This is a genomic window from Mesorhizobium sp. M8A.F.Ca.ET.165.01.1.1, from assembly GCF_004792065.1.
GTDB lineage: Bacteria > Pseudomonadota > Alphaproteobacteria > Rhizobiales > Rhizobiaceae > Mesorhizobium.
In genome coordinates this window covers 14,670-26,678 of record NZ_SRTH01000028.1, presented here as the reverse complement: position 1 = coordinate 26,678, position 12,009 = coordinate 14,670, and the positions used below count along the sequence as shown (strand labels likewise).

The following is a 12,009-nucleotide window of genomic DNA, read 5'->3' as shown; positions in this document are numbered from 1 at the left end:
CCTTCAAGCGGCTATTTTGCGCCCCAGTATTTGGCGATCAGCGCGTCGAGGCTGCCGTCGGCCTTGATCGCCTTCAGCCCTTCATTGAACGCGGCGATGTTCTCGTCGCCCTTGCGGAAGACCAGCCCGAGAGGATCGGACTGGAGATTCCTGATCGGCACGACCAGCTCGCCGGCGAATTCCTTTTCATAGGCGGCGGCATTGGCGCCGTTGATGACAACGCCGTCGACGTCCTTGTTCTTCAGCGCGATGACCGAGGCCGCGAAACTGTCGTAAGCGACCACATTGTCCTTGCCGACAATGCTTTCAGCGACCTGCGCGTCGGTGGTGTTGGCCTGCGCCGAGAGCTTCTTGCCTTTCGCCTTGAAGTCATCGAGGGATAGACCCTCGTCTTCCACCCGCATGAGCACGGCCTGGCTGTTGACGATGTAAGGGTCGGAGAAATCCATCGCCTTCTTGCGTTCGTCGGTGATGGAGACGCCGGAGGCGACCAGGTCGAAACTGCCCTGGTCGAGGGCGGCGAAGATGCCGTCCCAGCCGGTGGTGACGAATTCGGCCTTGCAGTTGATCTTGCCGCAGACCGCCTTCAGGACGTCGACGTCGAAGCCGACGATCTGGCCGGTCGCCGTGTCGACGCTTTCCATCGGCGGCGAGGTGGTGTCGGAACCGACCTTCAGAACCTTGCCGCCCAGGTCGGCGGCGCTGGTAGCGCTGGCTGTCAGCAGCGCAAGCGCAAGCCCGATCAGGATTTTCTTCATGCTCTTCCTCCCATTTTGATGGTTAACTGCGGTTTCGCCCGCCTAGATTGTCCGGCTGCCGGCCGATGAGTTCGGGTCTCGACACCAGGGCGAGTTCCGCCGGGTCCTCGCCCGCCATGCGCCGCAGCAGAAACTCGCCGAGCTTGCGGCCGAGAAGCTCGATCGGCTGGTAGAACGTCGTGATCGGCGGAGTGAAATAGGCGCTGACGTTGATGTCGTCATAGGCGATGACGTCGACATCCACCCCGACGCGCCGTTCAAGGCTGCCCAGCGCCGACAGGACGCCGAGCGTGGTGGATTCGTTGATGCAGACCAGGGCGGTGGGCGGATTGGGCAGGCCAAGAAGCCTGAGCGCGCTGTCGCGGCCGAAGCGTGTGGACAGGTCGCCGTCGGCCACGAGGTCGATCGACGCGGCAAGACCCGCCTCGTGAAAGGCCCGCGAAAATCCGTCGATCCTGTCCAGGGCATAGGAAAGACGCCGATCCGCGTTGATCAGGGCGATACGCTCATGTCCGCCCGCGATCAGCCGCGCCGTGGCGGTGAACGCCGCCCATTCATTGTCGACATCGACATGGGCGTAGACGAGGGGCTTGCGGCAACGGCCAAGTGACACGAATGGAAAGCCGCTTTCGACCAGCATGTCGATACGGGGATCATCGGCCAGCACGCCGGAAAAGATCAGGCCGTCGGCCGCGCTCTGGTCGACGATGCGGCGGGCGATGTCGAAGGCATCGCCAAAGCTCCGGAAGCCGTGCACGGACAGCTGATAGTCGCTGTCTTCCAGCGCCTGGCTTATGCCGCTCAGGATCTGCGTGTATTCGACACCGTCCCATTCATAGCCGACGGCGGACGTTATCGGCATCAGCACCGCGGCCCGATAGGTCTTGCCTGTCCTCAGCGCCATGCCCCGCGCATTCGCCTGATAGCCCAGTTCCCGCGCGGCGGCGACGATGGCATCCCTTGTCGGCCGCGCGACGACCGGCGATCCCCGCAGCGCCTTGGAAATGGTGGCGATCGAATAGCCGGTGTGGGCGGCCAACGTCTTGATCGTTGGCGAAAACTCTCGGCGTTCGGGTTCTCTGTTCTCTGCCATCAACGGCGACCAATTCCTCAGGTCGGCATCCGTATCATCGGATAAAAACGTTTTCAAGAAGAATAAAAACGTTTTTATCCGACCATCATGGCCAAGAGCGGTGGAGGCGGCAATGCGTCGAGGTCGCGCATCACCCCCTTTCACATCGGCGAGCATCGCCGGGCGCGGACCTGGGGCACCCGGTTCGCCGGCAGGTGTCAGCGCGCCGGCGGCGCGTACATCAGGCCGCCGGCGTTCCACAGCGCATTGATGCCGCGCGCGATTTTCAGCTGGCTGGACTGGCCGAGATTGCGTTCGAACATCTCGCCGTAATTGCCGACCTTGGCGACGATATTGTAGGCGAATGCGGGGTCGAGCCCGAGCTGTTTGCCATTGTCGCCCTCGACGCCGAGGAACCGGCGGATCGTCGGATTCTGCGACTTCAGCGAGGCTTCCGCATTGGCCTGCGTGATGCCGTCCTCTTCCGCCTCGATCAGCGTAAACAGCGTCCAGCGCACGATGTCGAACCACTTGTCGTCGCCCTTGCGCACGGCTGGGCCGAGCGGCTCCTTCGAGATGATGTCCGGCAGCACCGTGAACGCGGCGGGATCGGTCAGCTTCAGGCGCTGCGCATAGAGCGCCGAGGCGTCCGTGGTGTAGACATCGCAGCGGCCGCTATCGAACGCCTTGATGATGCTGTCGGCGGAATCGATGACGACCGCCTCGTATTTCATCTGGTGCGCGGTGAAGTAGTCGGCGACGTTCTGCTCGGTCGTCGTGCCTTGTTCGGCGCAGATCGTGGCGCCTGAGAGCTTCAGCGCGCTGTCCACGCCGAGATCCTTGCGCACCATGAAGCCCTGGCCGTCATAATAGGCGGCGCCGACGAAATGGATGCCCATGCCGGTGTCGCGCGACAAGGACCAGGTCGACTGTCGCGACAGGACGTCGACGGTGCCGGCCTGCAGCGCCGTGAAGCGCTCCTTGGTCGACAGCGGCACGTAACTCACCTTGTCGGGGTCGCCGAAGACGGCGGCCGAGACCGCGCGGCAGAAATCGATATCGAAGCCGCTCCATTTGCCCTGGTCGTCGGGCGCCGAAAAGCCCGCGACGCCCTGGCTGACGCCGCAGATGATCGATCCCCTTTGCTTGACGATGTCGAATGTGTCCGCCTTGGCCGGCAAAGTGGCCGATGCGAGCAAGAGCGCGCTGACGATTGCATGTTTCATGGTTTCCTCCCTTGATGAGGCAAAGCCTCTCCTCCCGCCGGCACGTGACGCGCCGGACGTTCCTGAAATCGTTGATCCTGAATTCCGCCCGCGCGCCTCCTTGCGCGGTGTCGTCCTAAGCCCGTTCCGCCAGAACCGCGGCCAACGTCTCATCGAGAACGCCGACCAGATGATCTGCATTAGCCCTGCTGAAGATCATCGGCGGGCGCATCTTCAGCACATTGTCATGCGGCCCTTCGGTGCCGATCAGTACGCCGCGTGCCCGAACCCCGTCGTTGATGCGGCGGGCAAGGGCGGTCGCAGGTTTCTTGCTCTTGCGGTCCTCGACCAGTTCGATACCGAGGAACAGCCCCTGGCCGCGCACGTCGCCGATGATCTCGTAGCGGGCCTGCAGCGCCTTGAAGCGCGCCATGAGATAGTCGCCGATCTCCAGCGCATTGCGCCTCAGCCCGTCGCGCTCGATGACGTCGAGCACCGCGAGCCCGGCCGTGCACGACACCGGATTGCCGCCGAAGGTGTTGAAATACTCCATGCCGTTGTTGAACGAGGCTGATATCTCCGTGGTCGTCACCACGGCCGCCATCGGGTGGCCGTTGCCGATCGGCTTGCCCATGGTGACGATGTCGGGCGTCACCCCCTGGGTTTCGAAAGCCCACCAATGGCTGCCGACACGGCCAAAGCCTACCTGCACCTCGTCGGCGACGCAGATGCCGCCGGCGGCACGCACCATCGCGTAGACTTCCCTGAGATATCCCTCGGGCAGGAACACCTGGCCGGCGACGCTGGGGATCGATTCCGCCAGGAACAGGCCGGGCGCGCGGCCTTGTCTCGCCATATCGGCGATCTGCTCGGTGACGCTCTCGGCAAACCGCTTTGCATGCTCGCCCTCAGGCCACTCCGCCGGAGCATGGTAACTGTCCGGAATGACCGCTTCGAACACATGCGCCGGGCGCCCCTTGCCGCCTTTGCGCTTGTATTTGTAAGGGCTGAGGTCGATCAGTTCCTGCGTCGTGCCGTGATAGGCCCAGTCGAGCACAATCGCCTCGCTGCGCCCGGTATGGGTCCGCGCCATGCGCAGCATCAGGCTGTTGGCCTCGCTGCCCGAGCAGGCGAAGGACGCCACCGACAGGCCGGCGGGCAGCGTCGCCGTCAGCCGCTCGGCATAGGTGACGATCGCATCGTGCAGATAACGGGTGTTGGTGTTGAGCTTGGCCGCCTGCCTCGCGATCGCCTCGACCACATCGGGATGCGCATGGCCAAGGTGGCAGACATTGTTGAAGCAGTCGAGATAGGCGCGGCCGCGATCGTCGATCAGCCAGGCGCCTTCGCCGCGCACGAACTTGATCGGCTCGGAATAGGAGATGGAGAGATTGGGCAGCAGTGACGCCTTGCGTGCGGCGACGATCTCTGGACGCGACCGGCCGCTCTGGCGGAAGGTTTCGGGCGGAATGCCGGCAAGGTCCGCGGCATCGGGAAACAATTCCTTCCACACGTCGAGATAGCGCTCCTCGCCGACCCCAAGGATGTCGCGCGCGGCAAGGCTCGTATTCGTCGATATCTGGAAATGCAGATGCGGCGCCCAGCCGCCATTTTCCGCCGGCGTACCCATCTCGCCGACAAGCGCGCCGGCTTCAAGCCGGTCGCCCGCCTTCAGCCGCCGCCCAGCCTCATGCGCCATGTGCCCCCACAGCGTGACGAAAGGCGGGCAGCCCGGCGGCACATGCTCCAGCGCCACGAGACAGCCATAGCCGAGCGGATCCTCCTCGATCTCGACGCTCCTGACGGTCGCGGCGAGCGGCGTGTAGAGCCGTGTGCCCGCCGGCATGAAAAGATCGAGGCCGAGATGATTAGCGCGGCGCGCGCCTTCGACGAAACGCGACTCGAAAATGTCGCTGGTATAGACGGTGCGAGCCTCGCCCCAGGGACCGATGCCGAGCGCGACGCCATGTTCGGCACAATAGGCATCCCACCATTCGGTCGCCTTGTCGGGCTGCTGTGTCGCCGACGTCACCGTCATCGGATTTTGCGGATCGCCATAGGGCACGAGCGCCTTGGCAAGCGTCGCCGGGTGACGGTCGAGGATCGGCAGAAGTTGCGTGCGGTTGGCCGCGATCCAGCCTGTCACGGCGCGCGCTCCGGAGGCGACTTCGAAGCCGCAGGCATGGCGCAGGATCGCCGTCGCGAAGCGCCGGTTCATCCTGCCCAGACGACGCAACAGCCGCCAGGCCGGTGCTTCCGAGATCGACAGGTAGGGATTGTCGGCTGTGCGGTCCTTGCGTGCCGCCGACAGCGTCACCGAGGTGACGAGACGCATCGCAATGAGATCGAAGAGCAGGTCGAGTTCTTCCTCACGCAATGGATACTCGGCATGGAAGCCGGCGGCGAGACGGGCGGCGGCGCCGATCGGATCCTCTGCATCGAGGATGGCATAGGCGCAGGCGACGGCAACCTCGGCGATGAGCACGCTGTGCAGCGCATCGCCGAAATCGATCAGCCCGGCGACACGCTCGGGCCTTTCGAGATCGACGAGCACGTTCCAGTCATTGGCATCATTGTGAATGACTTGCGTTCGCAATGCCGACAGCCGGGGCGCCACCTCGGCATCGAAATGATCGAGGAACCGCTCTAGCAAGGCGCGGTCCTGTTCGTCGTCAATGTGGTGAAGGCGTTGCCGCGCGGCACCTGCCTGGCGAATGTCCCAGTCGAAAGAGCGCAATGCGCCGGGATGGATGAAGCCTTGCAGGGCACGATCGAGCCGGCCAAGCGCGCCGCCCAGGCTTTCCAGCAGCGCCGGACTGGGCGTGCTCTCGGCCAGCGGCCGTCCGGGAAGCCATGACACCAGGCGCACGGCATGATCTTCGCCGCCCGGCACTTTTGTATGGGCGAGCGAAGCGCCCCGCCCCGTCTTCCTGAGACGCGGCACGGCGAGGTCCGGACTATGGCGCTCCAGATGATCGAACAACGCGGTCTGGAATTCACTTTCGACGAGCGGCTCGCTGGCGTTGACGATCTTCAGGATCCAGAGCGATTGGTCTGGCGCGGTCAGCTTGAAATTCCGGTCGCGTTCGCTGTCGAGCGGTGTGACGCTGCCGGCAATGCCGAAGTGCCGCGTTGCGATATCGACGACCTCGGTCTGCGAGATTTGAGGCGCTGGGTATGAGACGTTGGTCATCAGGCAATCCGGATCTGATTTGTCAAAGCTTGGCATGGGCCAGAAAATCGGGCATCCGGCAAAGCGTCGGTTATACCGGCACAATGACCGCATTGACCGGCACATTGACGGAACCGTATGGAGCGCGCGCAATGAAGGAACTGGACGCCAAGGACAGGGACATTCTCGGCATCCTGTCGAAGGAGGCGCGCATCCCGCTGAAAACGCTTGCGGGGCGCATCGGCCTGTCGCGCAGCGCGACGAGCGAACGGGTTGCCTCGCTGGAAAAGAGCGGCGTTATCAGAGGGTATCGGGCCGATATCGGCCAACTGGACCCAGGGTTGATCCGCGCCTTTCTGCTGGTAACGCTCATCCGCACGCCGTCGATCGGCATTCTCGACCAGCTGGCGCGCTATCCGGAGGTCCGGCGGGTATCATCAGTCAGCGGCCAGCTCGATCTCATCGTCGAGGTCGAAGTACCGTCGATCGACCGCCTCAACACACTGCGCGACCTCGTTGCCACTCTCGGCGGCGTCGAGGACCTGACAACCGCGATCGTCCTGCGCCGGGATATCGAACGCGCCGTCGACTGAACGACGGCTGCGGCGGCGTCCTTCGCCGGCCAGGCAGCCTATTTGGCGATATCGAGAAGTGAGGATACCAAAAGCTCGCGTTCGTCCTTCGACAGCACGTCGGAATCGAACAGGTTCATGCTGCGCAGTCCTTCGATGGCGAGATAGCAGACCAGCAGCGATTTGAGGTCCGGCGTCTCGCCTTTCAGGCGCTCGAAAAGCTGCCGCTTGAATGTCTTTATCGGCGTCATAAAATCGGGATCCTCGGCGATCGCCGAAAAGATCCAGGATGCGGACGGCTGCTTTTCCTCGCAATCCTCCGCTGACAGCTTGATATAGACGGCGAGGGGATTTTTGTCGTTGTCGTTGCTGTTCGCCGATTCCAGCGCTTGCTCGAAATCGCGTAGATAACCTTCGACAAGGCCCTGCATCAATTTGGCCTTGGTGGGAAAATTGTAGAGCAGTCCGCCCTTCGACACGCCGGCGCGGCTGGCGACGGCATCAAGCGACAGGCTACCAGGCCCGGATTCCCGGGCAACATCAGCCGCCGCGGCGAGAATCTTCTCGCGCGAATTCGGTCGTTGGGCTCTCATGGCGCCTCCCTAAGCAAGCTTAGGCCCAATTGACAAGACCGTCCAGACGGTACAGTAAGACCGCCATTATTTGAAATCGGGACCTGCGGTCGATATGTGTCCCGATGTCCGCGCTTCGCGCCGGATTTCGACTGAGGGGACTTCCTTGTTCAAGCGCATACTCCGTATCTTTCTCATTATTGTGGTCCTTGCCGTGCTCGTCATCGTGGTCGGCGGCATCGTCGGCTTCAACTTCCTGCGCGACAACGGCATCAAGCAGTATTTCGCCACCATGAAGCCGCCGGCGGCGACCGTGTCGACGACCATCGCCAAGCCGTCGAACTGGACGCCGGGCGTCGAGGCCATAGGTACTGTCAGCGCGGTGCGTGGCGTCGACCTGACCGTCGAAACCGCCGGCATCGTCAAGGAGATCCTCTTCCATGCCAACCAGAAGGTTGCGGATGGCGCGGTCCTGCTGCAGCTCGATGATGCCGTCGAGCGGGCCGATCTCGAAGCGACGAAGGCGCAAGTGGCGCTCGTCGAGACGGCGCTGACGCGCGCCGTCGAACTGCAGAAGCGCGGCGTTAATGCGGAAGCTACGCTCGACACAGCGCGGGCGACGGCATCGGCCACCGCCGCGCAGGTGAACAAGCTGCAGGCGGTGCTTGACCAGAAGCAGCTGAGGGCGCCGTTCAGCGGCACGGTGGGCATCCCCAAGATCGATCTCGGCCAGTACCTAGCGACCGGCACGTCCGTGGTAACCTTGCAGGATCTGGACACGATGCGGGTCGACTTCTCGGTTCCCGAACAGCAGCTGCCGTTGCTCCAGATCGGCCAGACCGTTCGGCTTGGCCAGGGCGGCGGCGACATGCCTTTCGCCGGCAAAATCCGTGGCATCGACCCCAAGATCGACCCGTCCAGCCGGCTGGTGAACATCCGGGCGGAAGTCGCCAATCCCGAAGGCAGATTGACCCCTGGCCAGTTCGTGCAGGTGCGTGTCGAGCTGCCCGAGGAGCAGGACGTGCTGTCACTGCCGCAGACGGCGCTGACCACCAGCCTCTATGGCGACTACATCTTCGTGGTGCAGCCGGCCAAACCCGCCGGGGCGGCCCCGGCACAGCCAGCCAAGCCGGAGGAAAAGCCAGCCGCGGCGGCCACCGACAAGCCGGCGGATGCCAAGCCTGCGGACGCCAAGCCGGCGGACGCGATGAAACCGGCAGCCGAAGCCCTGAAGCCGGCTGCTGAAGCCAAGCCCGCAGACGCAGCCAAGCCAGCGGACAAGGCCGCTTCCGACGCCGCCAAGCCGGCCGATCCGGCCAAGCCGGCGGCGGAAGCCGACAAGCCGGCGCTGGTCCTGTCACAGGTCTTCGTCAAGCCCGGCCGCCGCAATCAGGGCATGGTCGAGATCGTCGAGGGTCTGAAGGCCGGCGACGAGGTCGTCACCGCGGGTCAGAACCGGCTCTTCAACGGCATGTCCGTCAACGTCGACAACACGATCGATCCGACCAAATCGGCGAACAAGCAGGCCGACCAGCAATGAGCTTTTCCGATCTCTTCATCCGCCGGCCCGTCCTTTCGACGGTCCTTGCCTGCATGATCCTGCTGCTCGGGTTCCAGGGTATCTTCAACCTGTCGATCCGGCAGTATCCAAAGGTCGACGAAACGGCGATCACCATCACGACGGCCTATCCGGGCGCCAGCGCCGACCTGATCCAGGGCTTCATCTCCGCCCCGATCGCGCGCGCCGTCGCCTCGACCGAGAACATCGACTACGTCACCTCGTCCAGCCGTCCGTCCTCCAGCACCGTGACGGTGCAGATGAAGCTCGGCTCCAATCCCGACGTGGCGCTGACCGAAGTGCTGTCCAAGGTCCAGGGCGTGCGCGGCACCTTGCCGGACGCCTCCAAGGACCCGGTGATCGTCAAGGGTACCGGTCAACAGTTCGCGATGATGTACATCTCGATGCAGAATCCGAACATGACCAAGGAGCAGCTGACCGAATATATCGAGCGCGTCATCAGGCCCCGCATGTCGACGGTCGAAGGCGTCGCCGACGTGCAGATCTTCGGCGCCCAGGAATACTCGATGCGCGTCTGGATCGACCCGGTCAGGCTCGCCGCCCGCGGCGTGACGGCTGCCGAGGTGCTGACGGCGATCAACAACTCCAACTTCCTGTCGGCGCCCGGCAACACCCAGAACGAATATGTCGTCTCTTCTATCACGGTGCGCTCGACGCTGCAGACGCCCGAGGCGTTCGCGGCTCTACCGCTACGTTCGACCGACGGCAACGTAGTGCGCCTGCGCGATGTGGCTCGCGTCGAACTCGCCGCCGCCAACACCGACACAAGGGTCTCCTTCAACGGCAAGCCCGGCACCTTCCTCGCCATCTTCCCAACCCCGGCGGCCAATCCGCTGACCACCGCGGCCGCGCTCACCAAGCTCGTCCCGCAGATTCAGGAGACGCTGCCCAAAGGCATGACGATCGAGGTCGTCTACGACGCGACCGGTCAGATCAGCGCCTCGATCGACGAGGTGTTCAAGACCATCGGCGAGGCGGTTGCCATCGTCGTCGTCGTCATCCTGCTGTTCCTCGGTTCGTTCCGCTCGGTGATGATGCCGATCATCACCATCCCGCTGTCGCTGATCGGCGTCTGCTTCCTTTTGTTCGCGGTGGGCTATTCGATCAATCTTCTGTCGCTGCTGGCCATGGTGCTGGCGATCGGCCTTGTCGTCGACGACGCCATCGTGGTGGTGGAAAACATCCACCGCCACATGGAAGAAGACCACATGCCGCCCATGCAAGCGGCCTTCAGCGGCATGCGCGAGATCGCGTCGGCCATCGTCGCCATGACCATGACGCTGGCCGCCGTGTTCGCGCCGCTGGCCTTCACCGGCGGCCTGACCGGCGCCCTGTTCCGCGAATTCGCGGTGACGCTTGCCGGATCCGTGGTGCTGTCTGGCGTCATTGCCATCACCATTACGCCGATGATGTCGGCGCGCCTCCTGAAGCCCGGCAATGCCGGCCGCTTCCAGCGCATCGTCGACGGCACCTTCTCGCGTGTCGAGCACGTCTATGAGCGCGCCGTCACGGGGTCTTTGAACTATCGCCCGCTGACGCTGCTCATAGTGCTGGCGCTTGTCGGCGTGACCGGCTTCATGTTCACCAAGACCTCGACGGAACTGGCGCCGGAAGAAGATCAGGGCTTCCTGCTCTCGCTGGTGACGGGGCCGCGCTATGCGACCTCCGATTACACCGAGACCTACGTCAACCAGATCCTGGGCCTGGTGAAGGATATCCCCGAAACACGGGCGCAGTTCTCCGCCGTCGCGTTCGGCGGCACGACCAACAGCGCCTTCGTCGGTTTTGCCTTCAAGGATTGGGCGGAGCGGAAGCGCAATTCGAAGGAACTGCAGGCCGACATTACGGCTCGTATCGCCAAGGTGGCGGGTGTCCAGGCCTTTGTCTTCGCGCCGCCGACGCTACCAGGCTCCGGCGGCGGCTTGCCGATCTCCATGGTGGTGCGCTCGACCGGCGATTCCGCTCAGGTGTTCGAGGAAGCCGAGAAGATCAAGAACAAGGCGCAGGCCTCGGGCCGCTTCATCGTCGTCCAGAATTCGATGGCCTATGATGCGCCGCAGGTGACGGTGACCATCGACCGCGACCGCGCCGCCGCCCTCAACCTGCCTATCGCCGATATCGGCCGCACGCTGACGCTGCTGGTCGGCGGCGCTGAAGTGGCGCAGTTCGACCGCGACTCCAACAGCTACGACATCATTCCGCAGGTGCCGCAGGAATTCCGCGACAATCCCGAAAAGCTCGGCCAATACTTCGTACGCAGCGTGACGGGCGAGATGGTGCCGCTGTCGGCCGTGGTGACGATTTCGAACAATGCCTCGCCGGCGGCCATCGAGCAGTTCAACCAGTTGAATTCGTCGACGATCTCGGCGCTGCCGCTGCCCGGTGTCACAACCGGCGACGGTTTGAAAGTCCTCGAGGACATTGCGAAGGAGAGCCTGCCCGACACCTTCTTCATCGACTATTCCGGCCAGTCCCGGCAGGAGAAGGAACAGGGCAACACGATCCTGATCGCTTTCGGCGCGGCCGTCATTGTCATCTATCTGGTGCTGGCGGCGCAGTTTGAAAGCTTCCGCGATCCGCTGATCATCATGATGGCGGTGCCATTGTCGATCTTCGGCGCGATCGTGCCGCTCAATTTGGGCCTCGGCACGCTCAACATCTACACCCAGGTCGGACTGATCACGCTGATCGGCCTGATCACCAAGCACGGCATTCTGCTGGTCGAATTCGCCAACCAGCAGCGAGAACTGCATGGCATGCGGCGGCGTGACGCCATCATCGCCTCGGCCAAGGTGCGCCTGCGGCCGATCCTCATGACGACGGCCGCGATGGCGCTGGGCGTGGTGCCGCTGATCGTTTCCAGCGGTGCCGGTGCCGCGGCCCGCTATTCGATGGGCCTCGTCATCTTCACCGGCATCCTGGTCGGCACCATGTTCACGCTGTTCGTCGTGCCCATGTTCTACACCTTCATCGCCAGCAAGGACCTGCCGCATCTGGCGGAAAAGCCGGATCCGAAGCTGATGCCGGCGCTGCCGAGCTGACGCACAGGACGCAAGAAACAAAAAGAGGCCGGAATTTT

8 protein-coding genes are annotated in these 12,009 nt (G+C 63.6%); 3 read left to right on the top strand and 5 right to left on the bottom strand.

Features of this window, described 5'->3' with window-relative positions; genetic code table 11:
• Positions 1-11: 11 nt before the first annotated feature.
• From EN808_RS33875 to EN808_RS33860, 4 genes are all read right to left on the bottom strand, one after another.
• Positions 12-758: a transporter substrate-binding domain-containing protein gene (locus tag EN808_RS33875; RefSeq protein ID WP_135918134.1), complete on the bottom strand. Its 747-nt coding sequence runs from the start codon at positions 756-758 to the stop codon at positions 12-14.
• A gap of 22 nt (positions 759-780) precedes the next feature.
• A complete protein-coding gene (locus EN808_RS33870; protein WP_135918133.1) occupies positions 781-1,851 on the bottom strand; it encodes a LacI family transcriptional regulator in 1,071 nt (356 codons plus the stop codon).
• 197 nt (positions 1,852-2,048) lie between these two features.
• Positions 2,049-3,056, bottom strand: coding sequence for an amino acid ABC transporter substrate-binding protein (locus EN808_RS33865; protein ID WP_135918132.1), 1,008 nt, complete (start codon positions 3,054-3,056; stop codon positions 2,049-2,051).
• Positions 3,057-3,171: 115 nt separating this feature from the next.
• Positions 3,172-6,228, bottom strand: coding sequence for an aminotransferase class III-fold pyridoxal phosphate-dependent enzyme (locus tag EN808_RS33860; RefSeq protein ID WP_135918131.1), 3,057 nt, complete (start codon positions 6,226-6,228; stop codon positions 3,172-3,174).
• A 131-nt stretch (positions 6,229-6,359) separates the two neighbouring features.
• On the opposite strand from EN808_RS33860, the gene EN808_RS33855 reads away from it, so the two are divergent.
• The gene (locus EN808_RS33855; protein WP_127278763.1) at positions 6,360-6,800 is read left to right on the top strand and encodes an Lrp/AsnC family transcriptional regulator; all 441 of its coding nucleotides are present in this window, start codon (positions 6,360-6,362) and stop codon (positions 6,798-6,800) included.
• 38 nt (positions 6,801-6,838) lie between these two features.
• Here EN808_RS33855 and EN808_RS33850 read toward each other — a convergent pair whose 3' ends face one another.
• A complete protein-coding gene (locus tag EN808_RS33850; RefSeq protein ID WP_127278764.1) occupies positions 6,839-7,372 on the bottom strand; it encodes a TetR/AcrR family transcriptional regulator in 534 nt (177 codons plus the stop codon).
• A gap of 145 nt (positions 7,373-7,517) precedes the next feature.
• Between EN808_RS33850 and EN808_RS33845 the strand changes: the two genes are divergently transcribed.
• Positions 7,518-8,891 carry an efflux RND transporter periplasmic adaptor subunit gene (locus tag EN808_RS33845; RefSeq protein ID WP_127872032.1) on the top strand — a complete coding sequence of 458 codons (1,374 nt, stop codon included), beginning with the start codon at positions 7,518-7,520 and terminating at the stop codon, positions 8,889-8,891.
• On the top strand, positions 8,888-11,971 hold the full coding sequence (locus tag EN808_RS33840; RefSeq protein WP_135863051.1) for an efflux RND transporter permease subunit: 3,084 nt from the start codon (positions 8,888-8,890) through the stop codon (positions 11,969-11,971). Before EN808_RS33845 ends, EN808_RS33840 begins: the two co-directional genes overlap by 4 nt.
• The last annotated feature ends 38 nt before the right edge of the window (positions 11,972-12,009 follow it).